We start from the raw sequence: 18,178 nt of genomic DNA on the forward strand, positions 1-18,178 counted from the left end.
ATCGTGATCAGTCCGCGCCGTACACCTGATCGGCCCGCTTCACGAAAGCGTCCACCAGGCTGCCGGCGATCTTGTCGAACACCGGGCCGACCAGGGCCGCCAGGGCCGAACTGGCGAAGCCGTAGCTCAGCTTGAAATCGACCTTGCAGGCTCGCTGGCTGCCGTCCCCCAAGGGGGTGAACTCCCACACGCCATCGAGCTGCGAGAACGGCCCGTCCACCAGCTCCATGTGCACCTTGCGGTCGACCTCGTGCGTGTTGCGGGTGGTGAAGCTCTGATGCAGGCCGCTGATGGCGATGCCCACGCGGGCCACCATGCCCGCTTCGTTTGTTTCCAGCACCTGGCCCTGATCGCACCAGGGCAGGAACTGGGGGTAACGCTCGATGTCGGTGACCAGCGCGAACATTTCGTGTGCGCTGTGCCAGAGCAAAACGGACTTGTGAATGGTTTTCATACAATCCAACTCATTGTATTGGCCTGAAATGGCCGCACCTTCCGCTTCATGTCCACCAAAAGCAGCAAAGAATCTTCCACCAAAGGCGTTGACAGCCGCATCGCCGAGAACCGCAAGGCGCTCTTCAACTACGCGATCGAAGAACGCTTTGAAGCGGGCATGGTGCTGGAAGGCTGGGAGGTCAAGGCCTTGCGCGAAGGCAAGGTGCAGCTCACCGACGGTTATGTGGTGATCCGCGAGGGCGAGATGTTCCTCATCGGCTGCCAGATCAACCCGCTGCACACCGCCTCATCCCACGTGAGCCCGGACTCGGTGCGGACCAAGAAGCTGCTGCTGCACAAGGAGCAGATCCGCCGCCTGGTCGGCAAGGTCGAACAGAAGGGCTATGCCCTGGTGCCGTTGAACCTGCACTGGAAGACCGGCAAGGTGAAATGCGAGATCGCACTGGGCAGGGGCAAGGCCGAACACGACAAACGCGACACCATCAAGGACCGCGAAGGCAAGCGCGAGGTCGAGCGCGCGATGAAGTCGCGCAGCCGCTGAGGTTTTTTTCCCCTGGGGCGGGAATAAACCCGCCACAGCCGGCGTTCATCCCTGTGCAGAGCCTGTCTGCCCATACCTTCAACGGAGAACGCCATGAAATTCCTGATTCCCCTGACCCTGGCAACAGCCCTGCTGGGTGGCTGCGCCTCGATGTCGTCCGCCCCGGCCCCTGCCATGGCCAGCGATGGCGTGCTGGTCGGCCCCAACCGCATGACCCTCTACACCTTCGACCGCGACGTGGCGGGCAGCGGCAAGTCGGTCTGCAACGGGCCCTGCGCCACCAACTGGCCGCCGCTGATGGCCGGTGGAAACGACAAAGGCAACGGCGACTACACCGTCATCACGCGCGACGACGGCCAGAAGCAGTGGGCCCTGAAGGGCAAGCCGCTGTACTACTGGGCCAAGGACACCAAGCCCGGCGACAAGACCGGCGACGGCTTCAACAACGTCTGGCGCGTGGCCAAGCCCTGAGCCTCCCACAGCCCACCACGGCCATTGCCGCGCCGAGACATGAGACGCGCCGAGCTGATCGACCAGATTCCCGGTCTGCGCCGCTACGCGCGCGCGCTCACCGGCGACCCCTGGGCGGCCGATGACCTGGTGCAGGACACGCTGGAGCGGGCCTGCGCCAGGTGGCGGCTCTGGACGGTCGGCACGGATCTGCGGGCCTGGCTTTTCACGCTCATGCACAACCTGCACGTCAGCGACCTGCGCCGGGCGCAACGTCGCGAGGGCAGTGGCCTGCCGGTGGACCCGGACGATGTGGCGGCCGAGCTGGTGGCGCCCGACGCCGCGCAGGACCTGGCCATGGACCTGCAGCGCTGCCTGTTGCGCCTGCCCGAAGAACAGCGCGTGGTGTTGCTGCTGGTGAGCCTGGAGGACATGAGCTACGAGCAGGTGGCCCGCATCACCGGGAGCCCGATCGGCACCGTCATGTCGCGGCTCTCGCGCGCCCGCACCCGCCTGCAGGCGCTGATGAACGCGGCGGCCCAGAGCGAACCGCCCGATGCCTACGCTCCTCCCCACCTGAGGCGGCTGAAATAGCACCGCCCGCAAGACCGACCATGGACACGCCCCTCACCCAGCCGCTGACCGACGCCGAGATCAATCGCCTGCTCGATGGCGAGGTGCAAGGTGCCGAGCGGGACGCCCTGTTGCAGCGGCTGCAGGGCGATCCACACGGCCGCGAGCGCCTGGCCCACTGGCAAACCCAGCGCGACGCCATCCGCCAGTTGCATGCCGGCCTGCTGCAGGCACCCGTGCCGCCCGGCATGCGGGAAGCCGCGCACCGCGCGAGCGATGCGCAGGCCCGCGTGTCCGGCTGGTGGCGCTGGGGCGGCATGGCGGCCGGCATCGTGCTGGCCTTCGGCGTCGGCCGTTTGTCGAACCACGAATGGCCGGGCGGGCCCGCGCCAGGTTCTGCCCCCTTGGCCACCCTGCCCGCCTTCGCGCGTGATGCATCGGTCGCCCACGCGGTGTACTCCCCCGAGAAGCGGCACCCGGTTGAAGTGGGGGCGGCGGATCAGGAGCACCTGGTGCAATGGCTGTCGCGCCGCACCGGCAAAGCGCTCAAGGTGCCGCGCCTCGATGCCTTGGGCTACGAACTCGTCGGTGGCCGCCTGCTGCCGGGCGACGTGGGTGCGCGCGCGCAGTTCATGTTCCAGAATGCCCAGGGCGTGCGCATTACCTTGTACCTCGGTGCGCTGGACCTCACCACGGTGCCCGCCGAGACCGGCGAGGAAACCGCCTTCCGTTTCGCGCAGGACGGCCCGGTACCGGGCTTCTACTGGGTCGACCAGGGCTTCGGCTACGCGCTGAGCGGCCCGCTGAGCCGGGACGCGCTCATGGCCCTGGCCCAGGCCGTGTACCAGCAGCTCTAGGCACCGTCAGCGCAGATGCCGCAGCGGGTGCGCGTCCGCCGCCCAGGGGCTCTCGAAGAAGGCCGCGACCTGCGCAGGCGTCACGTCTTCGAGGCGAGCCGGATTCCATCGGGGCGCATGGTCCTTGTCCACCGCCAGGGCGCGGATGCCCTCCACCGTTTCGCTGGCCGAGCCGGGGCGCAGGTGGAAGCAGCGGTGCACCATGTCGCGCTCCATGCGCAGGTCGTCGGCCAGGCCCATGCCGCGCGCGCGGCGGATCTGCTCGAGCACCACATGCAGCATCAGCGGCGAACGCTGGCGCAGCGTGACAGCGGTCTGTTGGCACCACGTGTTGTCGGAGGTTTCGAGCGCGGCCATGATCTGCAGCACATCAGGCAGGTCGAAGATCCGGTCCAGCTCCTTCTTCGGCCACGTCATCGGTGCCAGGGTGGTGCTCAGATGGCTCACGCACCAGCGCTCCACCGAGTCGCCGTTCTCGAACGGCGTGCGTTCGAGCGAGGCCCACAGACCGGGCAGGCGTCCCGAGTCGATGAAACCGTCGGCCAGGCCCCCGTTGATGGCCTCGCGACCCTTCAGCACATGGCCCGTCAGGGCGAGGTACTCGCCCAGCCGGCCGGAGCAGCGGCTCAGGAAGTAACCGCCACCCACGTCGGGGAACAGGCCGATGTTGGTCTCGGGCATGGCCAGCATGCTGCGCTCGGTGATGATGCGCAGGCTCGCCCCCTGGCTGATGCCCATGCCGCCTCCCATCACGATGCCGTCCATCAGCGCGATGTACGGCTTGGAGTAGGTGTGGATCAGGTGGTTGAGCGCGTATTCCTCGGTGAAGAAGTCCTCCAGCGCCGCGTCGCCGGCCAGGGCCGCCTGGTGGAAGAAGCGGATATCGCCGCCGGCGCAGAAGGCGCCGAACGGTCCTTCCTTGTTGACGCCCCGCACCACCACCGCGAGCACGGCGTCGTCGTTCTGCCAGTCCTTCAGCGCCTGCGTGATGCGCCGGATCATGTCGAGCGACAGCGCGTTGAGGGCCTTGGGCCGGTTCAGCGTGATGCAGCCCACGCGCCCGCGGATTTCGGCAACGACATGGGTTTCGGGTGTCAGCGAGGTCATCTTCGTTCTTCCGTTCTGTCGATCAATGTGGCTGTCTGTCCACGGTCTGGATGCGGGGGGTGCCGACGCGCGAGCGCCAGCCCAGCAATTCGTTGAGCACCAGGGCACCGATGACCAGCGAGCCGCCGGTCAACACCTCGGGGCCGGGCACTTCGCCCGCGCCGGCCCAGGCCAGCAGGATGCCGAAGATCACCTCCAGCAGCGCCAGCAGCGAGACCTCGGGCGCCTTGAGCGAACGGGCGCACACGACGGCCAGCGCGCAGGGAATGGCCAGCTGCACCAGGCCGAGCAGGGCCAGCCAGGCCACGTCGGTGCCCGTGGCCTCGAACGGCAACGCCAGAGGCAGCGTCGCCAGCGAGGACAGGAGGCCGCCCAGCAGCACCGAGGGCACGAGGTCGATCTTTTCGCCATGGGTCTGGCCGCGTTGCACCACGGTCCAGTTGATGGCAGCGGCCACCGGCACGCACAGTGCCGCCAGCGAGCCGGCCACCAGGCCACCGGTCTGTGTGGCGGGGTCGCTGAAGGCCTGCAGGAACTGGCTGCCGTACATGTACACGATGCCCGCGCCGGCCGCCACGATGGCCAGCCAGGTGCGCAGCGCGAGCCGCTGGCCGAGCACCGCGCGCGCCACCAGCGCGGTGAACAGCGGGCCCACCGACATGATGATGAGCACGTTGGCCACGGTGGTGAAGGTCAGCGCCAGCATGAAGGCGGTGAACATCACGCTCCAGCAGACGCCCGAGATCCAGAACGCCTTCGAGCGCGCCAGCACGCCCCAATGGCGCTCGAGCATTCCCTGCCCGGGGTCGTCGGCGATCTGCCCCGCCGCGCGGTCGGCGGCGCGCCACCAGGGCAGGATCACCAGCAGTGAAAGCGCGGTGAAAGCGCTGCGCCAGAACGTGACCTCGAAGCGCGCCGCCGACTCGAGCTGGCGCGAGACCACCCCCGCGATCGACCACATCAGGGTCACCACGATCATCATGAACACCGCCTGGGTGTGCGTCAGGCGACTGAGGGCACGAAAGGGCATGGTCTGTTCGTAAAAAAGGCCGCGTCCCGGGAGACAACGGCCTGTGCGGAGCGATCAGCCTTCGCGGCTGGCGCGCTTGCGGTCGTGCTCCTTCAGGTGGCGCTTGCGCAGGCGGATGCTCTTGGGCGTGATCTCCACCAGCTCGTCGTCCTCGATGAACTCCACGCCATACTCCAGCGTGCACTCGATGGGCGGCGTGATCTTGATCGCATCTTCCTTGCCGCTGACGCGGAAGTTGGTCAGCTGCTTGGTGCGCGTGGCGTTCACCACCAGGTCGTTGTCGCGGTTGTGGATGCCGACGATCATGCCTTCGTACACCGGGTCGCCAGCGCGCACGAACATGCGGCCGCGGTCGTCCAGCTTGCCCAGCGCGTAGGTGAAGATTTCGCCGTCGTCCATGGAGATCAGCACGCCGTTCTTGCGGCTGGCGATGTCGCCCTTGTGCGGCTCGTAGCCGTCGAAGATGTTGGCGATCAGGCCCGAGCCGCGCGTCAGGTTCAGGAACTCGTTGGTGAAACCAATCAGGCCACGGGCCGGGATGCGGTACTCCAGGCGCACGCGGCCGCGGCCATCGGGCTCCATGTTCACCAGCTCGCCCTTGCGCTCGCCCAGGGCCTGCATCACGCCGCCCTGGTGCTGCTCTTCGATGTCGGCCGTCACCATTTCGATGGGCTCGTGGCGCTCGCCGTTGATCTCGCGGAACACCACGCGCGGCTTGGACACGGCCAGTTCGTAGCCTTCGCGGCGCATGTTCTCCAGCAGGATGGTCAGGTGCAGTTCGCCCCGGCCCATCACCTCGAAAATGCCGTCTTCGCTGGTTTCCCTGACGCGCAACGCGACGTTGCTTTGCAGTTCCTTTTGCAGGCGGTCCCAGACCTGGCGGCTGGTCACGTACTTGCCTTCGCGGCCGGCCAGCGGGCTGGTGTTGACGCAGAAGTTCATGGTCAGCGTCGGCTCGTCGATCTTGAGCATGGGCAGCGGCGCCGGGTTGAGCGGGTCGGTGATGGTCACGCCGATGCCGATGTCGGCAATGCCGTTGATCAGCACGATGTCGCCCGGGCCGGCTTCGGTCACCTGCACGCGGTCCAGACCCTGGAAGGTCAGCACCTGGTTGACGCGGCCCTTGATGGTCTTGCCATCCGGGCCTTCCATCACCGCCACGTCCATGCCGGGCTTGACGATGCCGGCGCTGACGCGGCCCACGCCGATGCGGCCCACGAAGGTCGAGAAGTCGAGTGCGGAAATCTGCAGCTGCAGCGGTGCGCTCGGGTCACCCTTCTGCGACGGCACATGCTTGAGCACGGTGTTGAACAGGGCCGACATGTCCGGGCCCCACTGCTCGCCGGGCGCGCCCTCGACCAGCGAGGTCCAGCCGTTGATGCCCGAGGCGTAGACCACGGGGAAGTCGAGCTGCTCGTCGTTGGCGCCCAGCTTGTCGAACAGGTCGAAGGCGGCGTTGATCACCTTGTCGGGATTGGCGCCCGGCTTGTCCACCTTGTTGACCACCACGATGGGCTTGAGGCCCAGGGCCAGCGCCTTCTTGGTCACGAAGCGCGTCTGCGGCATCGGGCCTTCCTGCGCGTCGATCAGCAGCACCACACCGTCCACCATGGACAGGGCGCGCTCCACCTCACCACCGAAGTCCGCGTGGCCGGGGGTGTCGACGATGTTGATGTGCGTGCCTTCCCAGCTCACCGCGCAGTTCTTGGCCAGGATGGTGATGCCGCGCTCGCGCTCGATGGCGTTGTTGTCCATCACCGTGTCGACCACCTTCTCGTGCTCGGCGAAGGTGCCTGACTGGCGCAGCAGTTGGTCCACCATGGTGGTCTTGCCATGGTCAACGTGGGCAATGATGGCGATGTTGCGGATTTGTTTGCTCATGATGTGAGTTCCGGTGAGGTTTCCAGGATTTGCTGTATTTCGGAGGGGCTCAGCAGTCGCCCCGGGATCAACTCCCCGGCCTGGGTGTGGGCACTGCCCAGCAGCACGGAAGATGGGAGGGAGAATGGGTCGGAAGTCGTGTGGGGCAAGGGACCGAAGACCGCCACGCGGGCGCTGTCAGCCCAGCCGCCCCGGCGGCGCACGCCGCTGAGAAAGCGCCCGGCATCGTCGGCGCCGAGCGTGACAGGGTCATGACCTACCAGCAGGGACTGCACCGGCAGCAGCCGCGCCAGCCGGTCCTCTTCGCCCAAGGCTTCCAGCGCATCCAGTGCGATGCATTGCGAGACGTCGAATGGGCCGGTGGCGGTGCGCCGCAGCGCGATGAGGTGGCCGCCGCAACCCAGGGCTTCGCCAATGTCTTCACCCAAGGTGCGGATGTAGGTGCCCTTGCTGCAGCGCACCCGCAGGCGCAGTTGCGGGGCCTCGCCCTGCAGCTGCATGTCCAGCAGCTCCAGATCGTGGATGACGACGTGGCGCGCTTCGCGCTCCACCGTCTCGCCGTCCCGCGCGTATTCGTAGAGCGCCTTGCCGTCCTTCTTCAAGGCGCTGTGCATGGGCGGCACCTGGGCAATGGGGCCGGTGAAGCGGTCGAGCACCTCGACCACCTGCCCCGCCGTGCAGGTCACGGGGCGCGACTCGATGACGTCGCCCTCGGCATCGCCGGTGCGGGTCTTCACGCCCAGGCGCACGGTGGTCTCGTAGGTCTTGTCCGCGTCCAGGTGGATCTGGCTGAATTTGGTGGCGGCGCCGAAACACAGCGGCAGCACCCCGCTGGCCAGCGGGTCGAGTGTGCCGGTGTGGCCCGCTTTTTCCGCGCGCAGCAACCACTTGGCCTTCTGCAAAGCCTGGTTGCTGGAGAGACCCAGCGGTTTGTCGAGCAGCAGCACCCCATGCACAGGGCGCCGCTGCACCCGTGTGCGTGGCGCGTGCATGCTCATTCTTCCTTTGAACGAGAAGACACGGCCTTGGAAATCAAGGCGTTCATGTCGGCCGCGCGCTCGGTGGTGCGGTCGAACACGAAATGCAGCGTCGGCACGGTGTGGATGTGCAGGCGCTTGAACAGGCCATTGCGCAGGAAACCGGCCGCCGCGTTGAGGCCCTGCAGGGTCTCATCGGGGTTGCCGGTCAGCAGGCTGAAGAACACCTTGGCGTGCGCGTAGTCGGGCGTGACCTCCACCGCATTGATCGTGACCATGCCCACCCGCGGGTCCTTGAGCTCGCGCGCGATCAGCTCGGCCAGATCCCGCTGGATCTGGTCGGCCACGCGGAAACCGCGGTTGGGGGTGGATGATGCTTTGCGGGGCATGGTTTACAGCGTGCGCGCCACTTCCTTGACTTCGAAGAATTCGAGCTGGTCGCCTTCCTTGATGTCGTTGTAGTTCTTCAGCTTGATACCGCACTCGAAGCCTTCCTTGACTTCGCGCACATCGTCCTTGAGGCGCTTGAGCGTGTCGATCTCGCCGGTGTAGACCACCACGTTGTCGCGGAGCAGACGGAAATGCGCGTTGCGCGTGACCATGCCGGAGGTGACCATACAGCCAGCGACCGTGCCAATCTTGGAGGCCACGAACACGGTGCGGATCTCGGCCGAGCCGATGACCTCTTCGCGCTTCTCGGGCGCCAGCATGCCGGACATGGCCGCCTTCAGATCGTCCACGGCGTCGTAGATGATGTTGTAGTAGCGCAGGTCCACGTCGTTGCCCTCGGCCAGCTTGCGCGCGCCCACGTCGGCACGCACGTTGAAGCCGATGATCACCGCCTTGGAGGCGATGGCCAGGTTGACGTCCGATTCGCTGATGCCACCGACCCCGGCGAACACCAGCTGCACCTTGACCTCTTCGGTCGAAAGCTTGAGCAGCGAGGCCGACAGCGCTTCCTGCGAACCCTGCACGTCGGCCTTGACGATGATGGGCAGCAGCTTGACCTCGCCCGCCGTCATGTCGGAGAACATGTTCTCCAGCTTGGCGGCCTGTTGCTTGGCCAGCTTGGTGTTGCGGAACTTGCCGGCACGGTAGGTGGCGATTTCACGCGCACGGCGCTCGTCGGTCATCACCATGAAGTCGTCGCCAGCCTGAGGCACTTCGGACAGGCCCTGGATTTCCACCGGAATCGACGGGCCGGCCGCCTTGATGGGCTTGCCGTTCTCGTCGAGCATGGCGCGCACGCGGCCCGAGGTCTGGCCGACCAGGATCACGTCGCCGGTCTTGAGCGTGCCGCTCTGCACCAGCACCGTGGCCACGGCACCGCGTCCCTTGTCCAGGCGCGCTTCGATCACCAGGCCCTTGGCCATGGCATCCACCGGCGCCTTGAGCTCCAGCACTTCGGCCTGCAGCAGCACCTGTTCGAGCAGCGCGTCCACGCCCGCACCGGTCTTGGCCGACACGCCCACGAATGGGGTGTCACCGCCAAACTCTTCCGGCACCACTTCTTCGGCGATCAGTTCGGAACGAACCTTCTCCAGGTTGATGCCCGGCTTGTCGATCTTGGTCAGGGCCACGACCATCGGCACACCCGCCGCCTTCGCGTGCTTGATGGCTTCCCTGGTCTGTGGCATGACGCCGTCGTCGGCCGCGCAGACCAGGATCACGATGTCGGTGGCCTGGGCACCGCGGGCACGCATGGCGGTGAACGCCTCGTGGCCCGGGGTGTCGAGGAACGAGATCATGCCGCGCTCGGTTTCCACGTGGTACGCACCAATGTGCTGCGTGATGCCGCCGGCTTCGCCCGCAGCCACCTTGGCACGGCGGATGTAGTCGAGCAGCGAGGTCTTGCCGTGGTCGACGTGGCCCATGACGGTGACCACCGGCGCGCGAGGCAATGCCTCGGCGTCCTGTTGCGCGGCTTCCTCGTCGGTGAAGGCCTCGGGGTCGTCCAGCGCGGCCACGATGGCCTTGTGGCCCAGTTCCTCCACCACGATCATGGCGGTGTCCTGGTCCAGCGGCTGGTTGATGGTGACCATCTGGCCCAGCTTCATCAGCTGCTTGATGACCTCGGACGACTTCAGGCTCATCTTGTGCGCGAGTTCGGCCACGGTGATGGTCTCGGGCACGTGCACTTCGATCACCTTGAACTCGGTCGGTGCCACGAAGCTGCTCTGGCCGGCATCGCGCGAATCGCGGTCGTTGCGGCGGCCACGTGGGCCGCCACGCCAGTTGGAACGCCCGGCGCTGGTGTCGCCACGGGTCTTGATTTCCTTCTTCTTGGCCGCGTCGTCCTTCCAGGTGGAGGACAGGTTCTCGGACTTGACTTCCTTCTTGCCCGCGGCACCGCCCGGAGCGGCCGCCGTGGCGCCGGCCGTGGCGGGCGCCTTGCCTGGCGTGCCCGCTGGCTTGTGCAGCGTGCCCTTGATGCCCGCCTTCGGGTCGGCAACAGGCGCCGGCTCCGGCTTCTTGGCCACCAGGGTCCTGGCGGGAGCGGACATCATCGCGCGGATGTTCGCGGCTTCGGCCTCGGCCTTGCGGCGGCGCTCCAGCAGGTCCTGCGCGCGCAGTTCCTCGGCCTTCTTGGCTTCGGCGTTCTTGTCGGCCAGAACGCGGGCAGCGGACTCGCGCTCCAGCGAAGCCGTCTTGGCCTGAGCGTCCTTGCTCGCCTTGGCGGCGGCGGCCTCATCCACCGAAACCGGCGCGGCGGCCTCGGCGGCGACGCGCGCGGCAGCCTCAGCGGCTTCGACCGCGGCTGCACGCTCCTGCTCGGCCTTGGCCTGGCGGGCTTCCTCGGCCTCGCGGGCCTGGCGCTTCTGCGTCAGTTCTTCTTCCTGGCGGCGCAGCAGCTCGGCCTGGCGGCGCGCGTCTTCCTCGCGCCGGGCCAGTTCCTCGGTGTCGATCGCGGGTGCGGTCGGCGCGGCTTCGGCCACGGCCTCGGGCACAGCCACCTCGTCGTCGCGCTTGATGAAAGTGCGCTTCTTGCGCACTTCCACCTGGATGGTGCGGGCGCGCCCGGTCGCATCGGCCTGCTTGATCTCGGAGGTCGATTTCTTGACCAGGGTGATCTTCTTGCGCTCACCCCCGGCCGTGCCGTGGCTGGCCTTGAGGTGGCCGAGCAGCGACTGCTTGTCGGATTCGGTGACCGCATCGGTCCCGGAAGTCTTGGGCACTCCGGCTGCTGTGAGTTGCTCCAGCAGGACGGAAGTGGGCTTGTTCAGCTCGGCAGCCAATTCGGCGACGGTGGTACTGGTCATGGGTTCTTTTCTCCGCTGGGGCCTCCGCTGGTCAGTTCGTGGATTGCGCTTCGTCACCGGTGAACCAGTGCGCGCGTGCCAGCATGATCAGCGCCGTGGCCTCTTCAGGCGTCTGTGCGGTGATGTCGGTGAGTTCGTCGGTGGCCAGGTCGGCCAGCTCGTCGCGGGTGTGGACACCGGCGTCGGCCAACTTGGCGATCAGCTCGGGTGTCACGCCTTCGAGGTCGCGCAGGTCCTGCGAGACTTCCTCGACGCTTTCTTCCCGCGCGATTTCCATCGTCAGCAGGGCGTCCTTGGCGCGCGTGCGCAACTCGTTGACGGTGTCTTCGTCGAAAGATTCGATCTCAAGCATTTCCTGCAGCGGCACGTAGGCCACTTCCTCGAGGCTGGTGAAACCTTCCTCGATCAGGATGTCGGCGATCTCCTGGTCCACGTCCAGCTTGGCCATGAACACCTTGCGGATGCCGTCGGCCTCTTCGGCCTGCTTCTGCGCCGATTCGTCGGCGGTCATGATGTTGATGCGCCAGCCGGTCAGTTCCGAAGCCAGGCGCACGTTCTGGCCGCCACGGCCAATCGCGATCGCGAGGTTTTCCTCATCGACCACCACGTCCATCGCGTGGCGCTCTTCGTCCACCACGATGGAGACCACGTTGGCCGGGGCCAGCGCGCCGATCACGAACTGCGCCGGGTCTTCCGACCACAGCACGATGTCCACGCGCTCGCCAGCAAGCTCGTTGGTCACGCCGTTGACGCGCGAACCGCGCACACCGACGCAGGTGCCGATGGGGTCGATGCGCTTGTCGAAGCTGTGCACGGCGATCTTGGCGCGCGAACCCGGGTCGCGGGCGCAGGTCTTGATCTCCAGCAGGCCTTGCTCGATCTCGGGCACTTCCTGGCGGAAGAGCTCGATCATGAAGGACGGGGCCGAGCGCGACAGAAGGATGGGCGCGCCGCGCAGCGTCAGGTCCACCTCCATGATCATGGCTCGCACGCGGTCGCCGGTGCGGAAGTTTTCCTTGGGGATCATCTCGCCGCGCTTGAGGCGGCCTTCAACCCGGCCGCTCTCGACGATCAGGTCGCCCTTGTCCATGCGCTTGACGGTGCCCACGAAGATCTTGTCGCCGCGCGACATGAAGTCGTTGAGCAGCATCTCGCGCTCGGCGTCGCGGATCTTCTGCAGGATCACCTGCTTGGCGGCCATCGCGCCGATGCGGCCGATCGGCACGCTTTCCACCGGCTTCTCGATGTAGTCGCCCTCCTCGATGTCGGCGAGTTCCTCGCGCGCATCGCTGAGCATTTCTTCGGCATCCGGGTTCTGCAGGCCGGCCTCATCGGGCACGACCAGCCAGCGGCGGAAGGTTTCGTAGGCGCCGGTGTCCGGGTCCATCGCGACGCGGATGTCGACATCGCCCTTGTAGAGTTTCTTGGTGGCCGAGGCCAGTGCGAGCTCCACGGCGCCGAGCACCACGTCGCGCTCGACGTTCTTCTCGCGGGAGATCGCATCGATCAGCATCAACATTTCGCGGTTCATTTCACTCGCCCACCTTTCCGAATAGCTTTTCCGTAGTCACAACGTTTTCTCTCATTCATCGCCCGGCGCAGCGGCCGCGCCAGGGGCCTGCCGGCCCTTGAAATTCACGATCGGCGCAAGCCGCGCCTGCTGGACATCCGCCAGCGCAAAAGCCAGGGCCTGCAGCGGCACGGGCGCGCGCTTCTTGCTCACGCGCTGCCCCGGCTTGGGTTCGGGCGCATCGCTCCAGACCACCTGCCACTGCACACCGTCGTCGGCACGTTCGAGCGTGCCGCGAAATTTCTTGCGGTTCGCCGCCACATCGGTCCCCGTGGCGCCGATCGGCGCCTTCAGGGTCAGGTCCACCACGTGGCCTTCGAACCGCACGTAATCGATCTCGCGCTTGAGCGGGCGATCAATGCCCGGCGAGCCCACTTCGAGGCGCCGGTACTCCAGACCTTCCACTTCCAGCAGGTACTGCAGCTGGCGCGTGACCTTCTCGCAATCCTCCACCGTCACAAAGCGCTCGGCGGGCATCGGCTGCCCCTCCACGGGCGCCTGCCAGGGCCAGTCGATCGTCACCCGCAACAGACCGCCAGCGGAGCGTTCGAGTTCCACCAGGTCAAAGCCCAGTCCGGTGACGGTCTGCTCTACGGTGTCTTGCCAAGCCATTCGTGTGGTGTCTGCCCAGGGTTCGCCCCCGGCGGTCCGTGGGGCCAAAAGCGTTCGGCCAAAAAAAATGGGCCGGTAGTTACCCGCCCATTTGGTCGTGAAGCCAGCATTGTAACGCTTCTGTGCGCTATCTGGCAACCTCGCTCAGATGCCCAGCACCCATTGGATGAGGTTCTTGGCCAGAAAGCCCAACATGCCGAAAGAAAGCACCAGGAAGAGGACAAAAGTACCAAATTTCCCCGCCTTGGACTCGCGCGCCAGGTTGAGCACGATGAACAGCATGTAGAGGATGAAGGCACCGACACCGAAGGTCAGCCCGAACTGTGCGATCTGGCCCTCCGTGAAGCCCAGGACGGTGGCTTCCATCGCTCAGCCCTGCCCGTCCCCGGCGGTCAGATCGCGGTAGGCGTGCCAGCTGGCGTGGCCCATCAGCGGAATGAGCACGATCAGGCCCAGCAGGCCCGACGCCATGCCCAGGCCAGCGAGCAGCGCAATGCAGACCGCCCACCACGTGGCCGGGCCCGGGTGGCTGGCCACGGCGCGCCAGCTGCGGAACACCGCCGTGCTGACCGTCACCGGCCGATCCACCAGCATGGGCAGCGCCACCAGGGTGGACGCGAAGACCGGGGCGGCCAGCAACGCGCCCAGCAGCAGCCAGACCTCGAACAGGCCGATCTCGCGCACCAGCACCACGTGGCGCAGAAAATCCATCGGCTTGTGAATGGGCAGGGGCGACCACAGGGTGATCAGCGCCGCCGAGGTCAGCACCCAGCCGGTGCCCGCCAGCCCCAGCAGCAGACCAAAGCGCACCAGCCGGGCGTCGCCCGAGCGCCAGAGCCCCCACACCTCGGCCATGCCGATGCGCTGACCGCGTTCCAGCCCCCCGCTGACCGCGTACAGGCCGGTGGCCAGGATCGGCGCGACGATGAGAAAACCCGAGAAGGCGCCGGCGAGCAGCCAGAAGCGGTCGCGCGCGATCCACAGCAGCAAGGCGCCAAAGGCGGTGACCAGCAGGCCATGCACCAGCCCCGGCACGGGGTTGCGGCAGAGGTCGGCCCAGCCCGCCGCCACCCAGCGCGCGGGCGAAGTCAGCGTGACTGGCGACGAAGGCATGCGATCCACAACCATTGGGCGCGTTATAGCCTCCGCGCCCGCGCCAGCGACTGACGCAGATCAAGAACGGTGTGGGTTCAGGCGGCGGCCTGCACCAGCGCGCGCGTGTAGGGGTGCCCGGGCGCCTGCAGGACCCGGTCCACCGGCCCATGCTCCACCACCACACCGTCCTTCATCACCATCACGTCGTGCGCCATGGCGTGGATCACATCCACGTCGTGCGTGATCAGCAGGTAGCTCAGACCCCGCTCTCGCTGCAGGCGCTGCAGCAGCGACAGCACCTGCTTCTGCACCGTCACGTCGAGTGCGCTGGTGGGCTCGTCGAGCACCAGCAATTGCGGATCGACGATCAAGGCACGGGCGATCGCCAGCCGCTGCCGCTGACCGCCCGAGAACTCATGCGGGTAACGCTGCAGCCAGTCGCTGCCGTGCTCGGGGTCGTCAACCAGCCCCACGTCGGCCAGCGCGGTCACCACCCGTTCGCGCCGCTGCGCCGCCGACAGCCCTGGCTGGTGCACCTGAAGACCCTCGCCCACGATCTGCTCGACGGTCAGGCGCGGCGAGAGCGAGGAAAACGGGTCCTGGAACACCACCTGGATGCGCTGGCGCACGGCGCGGTCCCGACCGGCCTTTTTCGCCTGCGCCCAGTCCGTGCCATCGATCTGCAGGCTGCCCTGGTGCGGCAGCAGGCCCAGCGCGGCCAGCGCCAGGGTGGACTTGCCCGAGCCAGACTCGCCGATCACGCCCAGCGTCTGCCCTGGGGCGATCACCATGTCGGCGCCGTGCACCGCCACGAACTCGCCCTTTCTGAACCACCCCTTGAAACCTGGCAGCCGCACGGGATAGCTCACGCGCAGACTCCGGGACTTCAGCACAGGCGCCGCATCGGCCCGCACCGCCGGCTCGGCCACGTCGCGCTCGGGCTTGCTGGCCAGCAGCTTGCGGGTGTAGGGGTGTTCGGGCGCATCGAACACGTCGCCCACCCCGCCCTGCTCCACCAGGTGGCCCCGTTCCATCACGGCCACGCGGTCCGCGAAGCGGCGCACGAGGTTCAGGTCGTGCGTGATCAGCAGCACCGCCATGCCGTGCTGCCGCTGCAGGTCCGCGAGCAGGTCGAGGATCTGCACGCGCAGGGTCACATCCAGCGCGGTGGTGGGTTCGTCGGCCAGCAGCAGCTTGGGCGCGCTGGCCAGGGCCATGGCGATCATGGCGCGCTGGCGCTGGCCGCCGCTGAGCTGGTGCGGAAAGGCGTTGGCGCGGCGCGCCGGCTCTGGAATGCCGGTGGAGGCCAGCAACTCGTGGGACGCCACCACAGCCTGGCGGAGCGAGAGGCCCTTCTTGAGCTGCAGCACCTCACGGATCTGATCGCCCACGGTGTAGAGCGGGTTGAGCGCGCTCATGGGCTCCTGGAACACGACCGCCACCTCGTCGCCCCGAACGCCACGCAGCTGGCGCTCGGTCATGGCGAGCAGGTCCTTGCCCTGCAGCAGCGCACGGCCGGACACGTCCGCGTTGTGCACCAGCCGCAACAGCGAGAGCGCCGACACCGTCTTGCCCGAACCCGATTCGCCCACCAGCGCGAGCTTCTCGCCGGCGCGGATCGAGAAATCGATGCCATGCACGACCTCCTGCCCGGCGAACGCCACGCGCAGATCGCTGACTTCGAGCAGCATCGGGGCCGTCATTTGTCGGCCTTTCTGGGGTCCAGCGCGTCGCGCAGCGCATCGCCCATGAAGGTGAGCAGCAGCAGGGTGATCACCAGCACCGCGAACGTGGAAAGGGAAATCCACCAGGCGTCGATGCTGTTCTTGCCCTGGCTGAGCAACTCGCCCAGCGACGGTGTGCCCGGCGGCACACCCAGGCCGAGGAAGTCCAGCGAGGTCAGCGCCAGGATGGCCGCACTCATGCGGAACGGCAGGAAGGTGACCACGGGCGTCAGGCTGTTGGGCAGCACATGGCGCCAGATGATCTGCCCGTTCGACAGGCCCATGGCGCGCGCCGCGCGCACGTAGTCGAGCTGGCGGTTGCGCAGAAACTCCGCGCGCACGTAGTCGGACAGGCCCATCCAGCCGAACAGGCTGAGCAGGATCAGCAGCAGGCCCAGGCTGGGCGAGAACACGGCCGAGAAGATGATGAGCAGATACAGCTCCGGCATGGAACTCCAGATCTCGATGAAGCGCTGGAAGGCCAGGTCGGTCTTGCCGCCAAAGAAGCCCTGGATCGCGCCGGTGATGACGCCCAGCACCACCCCGATGGCGGTGAGCGCCAGCGCGAACAGCACACTCACGCGAAAGCCGTAGATCAGCTGCGCCAGCAGATCGCGCCCCCGGTCGTCGGTGCCCAGCCAGTTGTCCCACGTGGGCGCCGACGGATTGGGCGATTTGGCGAAGTAGTTGATGGTCTGCGCACCGTAGGGGTTGGGTGCGTAGAGCGCCCAGTTGTCGCCCCGGGTGATCTGCTCGCGGATGAAGGGGTCGAGGTAGTCGGTGGGCGTTTCGAAGTCGCCCCCGAAGACGGTCTCCGCATGGTCCTGCACCACCGGGAAATAGGTCTTGCCCTCGTAGCGCACGATCAGCGGCCGGTCGTTGGACAGCACCTCGGCGAAGAGGCTGGCCACCACCAGCGCACAGAAAATCACCAGGCTCCAGTAGCCGAGCCGGTTGCGCTTGAAGCGCAGCCAGGCGCGCCGGCCGGGACTCAGGGACGCCGTGGCCATCAGTCGAACTTCACGCGGGGGTCCACCCACACGTAGCAAAGGTCGGAGATCAGCTTGGTGACCAGTCCGATCAGGGTGAACAGGAACAGCGTGCCCATGACGACCGGGTAGTCGCGCCGGATCACGCTCTCGTAGCTCAGCAGGCCCAGGCCATCCAGCGAGAACAGGGTTTCAATGAGCAGCGCCCCCGTGAAGAAGGCGCCGATGAAGGCCGCCGGAAAACCGGTGACGATGGGGATGAGCGCATTGCGGAACACGTGTTTCCACAGCACCTGCCGCTCCGACAAGCCCTTGGCGCGCGCCGTCATCACATACTGCTTGCGGATCTCCTCCAGGAAGGCGTTCTTGGTCAGCATGGACGTGACCGCGAAGCTGCCCAGCACCATGGCCGTGACGGGCAGCGTGATGTGCCAGAGGTAGTCCACGATGCGCGCGCCCCAGCTCAGCTCCTCCCAGTTGGCGGAGGTCAGGCCACGCAGCGGGAACCACTGCAGCTGCCCGCCGAAGATCACCAGCAGCGCCACGCCCAGCACGAAGCCCGGAATGGCATAGCCCACGAGCACGAGCAAGGTGCTGACCAGATCGAAGCGCGTGCCCGCCCGCACGGCCTTGGCCACACCCAGCGGCACGGCCACGCCGTAGCTGATGAGAAAGGTCCACAAACCCAGGCTGATGGACACCGGCAGCTTCTCGGCGATGAGCTGGCTCACCGGCTTGTTCTGGAAGAAGCTGTTGCCCAGATCGAAGCGCGCGAAGCGGCCCAGCATTTCGACGAACCGCGTGTGCGCGGGCTTGTCGAATCCATAGAGCGCCTTGATCTGTTCCAGGCGCTGCGGGTCCACACCTTGAGCCCCCCGGTAGGTCATGCCGCTGCCCTCCGCGCCGCCGGGCCCGCCCGCCGCGCGCGCGTCGGCCAGGTACTGCTCCACCGGGCCACCGGGCACGAACTGGATCACCACAAACGTCAACAGCAGCACCCCGAACAACGTGGGCAGCATGAGCAGCAGGCGTTTGAGGATGTAAGAAAGCATAGGG

The 18,178-nt window shown here is 66.9% G+C and carries 18 protein-coding genes; 4 read left to right on the plus strand and 14 right to left on the minus strand.

Annotated features, from left to right (window positions below; genetic code table 11):
• Nucleotides 1-7: 7 nt before the first annotated feature.
• Nucleotides 8-454 (minus strand): type II toxin-antitoxin system RatA family toxin, encoded by a 447-nt coding sequence (locus tag ACODTB_RS08865; RefSeq protein WP_291115670.1) that lies wholly within the window; start codon nt 452-454, stop codon nt 8-10.
• Nucleotides 455-502: 48 nt separating this feature from the next.
• Here ACODTB_RS08865 and smpB point away from each other — a divergent pair, with 48 nt between their 5' ends.
• From smpB to ACODTB_RS08885, 4 genes are all read left to right on the plus strand, one after another.
• Nucleotides 503-997, plus strand: a complete 495-nt coding sequence (gene smpB / locus ACODTB_RS08870) for an SsrA-binding protein SmpB (RefSeq protein ID WP_291115673.1) — start codon at nt 503-505, stop codon at nt 995-997.
• A 93-nt stretch (nt 998-1,090) separates the two neighbouring features.
• The gene (locus ACODTB_RS08875; protein ID WP_291115676.1) at nt 1,091-1,468 is read left to right on the plus strand and encodes a COG4315 family predicted lipoprotein; all 378 of its coding nucleotides are present in this window, start codon (nt 1,091-1,093) and stop codon (nt 1,466-1,468) included.
• Between the two features lie 39 nt (nt 1,469-1,507).
• Nucleotides 1,508-2,041, plus strand: a complete 534-nt coding sequence (locus tag ACODTB_RS08880) for a sigma-70 family RNA polymerase sigma factor (protein ID WP_291115679.1) — start codon at nt 1,508-1,510, stop codon at nt 2,039-2,041.
• 20 nt (nt 2,042-2,061) lie between these two features.
• A complete protein-coding gene (locus ACODTB_RS08885) occupies nt 2,062-2,877 on the plus strand; it encodes an anti-sigma factor family protein (RefSeq protein WP_291115682.1) in 816 nt (271 codons plus the stop codon).
• 6 nt (nt 2,878-2,883) lie between these two features.
• Here the strand turns inward: ACODTB_RS08885 and ACODTB_RS08890 are convergent, their stop codons facing one another.
• From ACODTB_RS08890 to ACODTB_RS08950, 13 genes are all read right to left on the minus strand, one after another.
• Nucleotides 2,884-3,984, minus strand: a complete 1,101-nt coding sequence (locus tag ACODTB_RS08890; protein WP_291115684.1) for an enoyl-CoA hydratase/isomerase family protein — start codon at nt 3,982-3,984, stop codon at nt 2,884-2,886.
• Nucleotides 3,985-4,006: 22 nt separating this feature from the next.
• Nucleotides 4,007-5,014, minus strand: a complete 1,008-nt coding sequence (locus tag ACODTB_RS08895) for a DMT family transporter (protein WP_291115687.1) — start codon at nt 5,012-5,014, stop codon at nt 4,007-4,009.
• A gap of 54 nt (nt 5,015-5,068) precedes the next feature.
• A complete protein-coding gene (gene typA / locus ACODTB_RS08900) occupies nt 5,069-6,895 on the minus strand; it encodes a translational GTPase TypA (RefSeq protein ID WP_291115690.1) in 1,827 nt (608 codons plus the stop codon).
• Complete coding sequence (truB, locus tag ACODTB_RS08905; RefSeq protein ID WP_488929254.1) at nt 6,892-7,887, minus strand: tRNA pseudouridine(55) synthase TruB; 996 nt, start codon at nt 7,885-7,887, stop codon at nt 6,892-6,894. Before truB ends, typA begins: the two co-directional genes overlap by 4 nt.
• A gap of 2 nt (nt 7,888-7,889) precedes the next feature.
• A complete protein-coding gene (rbfA, locus tag ACODTB_RS08910) occupies nt 7,890-8,261 on the minus strand; it encodes a 30S ribosome-binding factor RbfA (RefSeq protein ID WP_291115695.1) in 372 nt (123 codons plus the stop codon).
• Between the two features lie 3 nt (nt 8,262-8,264).
• A complete protein-coding gene (gene infB / locus ACODTB_RS08915) occupies nt 8,265-11,132 on the minus strand; it encodes a translation initiation factor IF-2 (RefSeq protein ID WP_291115698.1) in 2,868 nt (955 codons plus the stop codon).
• Nucleotides 11,133-11,163: 31 nt separating this feature from the next.
• Nucleotides 11,164-12,663 (minus strand): transcription termination factor NusA, encoded by a 1,500-nt coding sequence (gene nusA / locus ACODTB_RS08920; RefSeq protein WP_291115701.1) that lies wholly within the window; start codon nt 12,661-12,663, stop codon nt 11,164-11,166.
• 51 nt (nt 12,664-12,714) lie between these two features.
• On the minus strand, nt 12,715-13,314 hold the full coding sequence (rimP, locus tag ACODTB_RS08925) for a ribosome maturation factor RimP (protein ID WP_291115704.1): 600 nt from the start codon (nt 13,312-13,314) through the stop codon (nt 12,715-12,717).
• A 144-nt stretch (nt 13,315-13,458) separates the two neighbouring features.
• Complete coding sequence (locus ACODTB_RS08930) at nt 13,459-13,680, minus strand: DUF2788 domain-containing protein (protein ID WP_291115707.1); 222 nt, start codon at nt 13,678-13,680, stop codon at nt 13,459-13,461.
• A 3-nt stretch (nt 13,681-13,683) separates the two neighbouring features.
• Nucleotides 13,684-14,427, minus strand: coding sequence for a DUF2189 domain-containing protein (locus tag ACODTB_RS08935; protein ID WP_291115710.1), 744 nt, complete (start codon nt 14,425-14,427; stop codon nt 13,684-13,686).
• 77 nt (nt 14,428-14,504) lie between these two features.
• Nucleotides 14,505-16,112, minus strand: a complete 1,608-nt coding sequence (locus ACODTB_RS08940; protein WP_291115713.1) for an ABC transporter ATP-binding protein — start codon at nt 16,110-16,112, stop codon at nt 14,505-14,507.
• Nucleotides 16,109-17,143 carry an ABC transporter permease gene (locus ACODTB_RS08945; protein ID WP_291115715.1) on the minus strand — a complete coding sequence of 345 codons (1,035 nt, stop codon included), beginning with the start codon at nt 17,141-17,143 and terminating at the stop codon, nt 16,109-16,111. The genes ACODTB_RS08940 and ACODTB_RS08945 overlap by 4 nt, the downstream gene beginning before the upstream one ends.
• Entirely contained in the window at nt 17,143-18,174 is a 1,032-nt protein-coding gene (locus ACODTB_RS08950; RefSeq protein WP_291115718.1) for a microcin C ABC transporter permease YejB, read from the minus strand. Before ACODTB_RS08950 ends, ACODTB_RS08945 begins: the two co-directional genes overlap by 1 nt.
• Nucleotides 18,175-18,178: the final 4 nt, after the last annotated feature.

Source organism: Hydrogenophaga sp. FG152 (genome assembly GCF_057809615.1).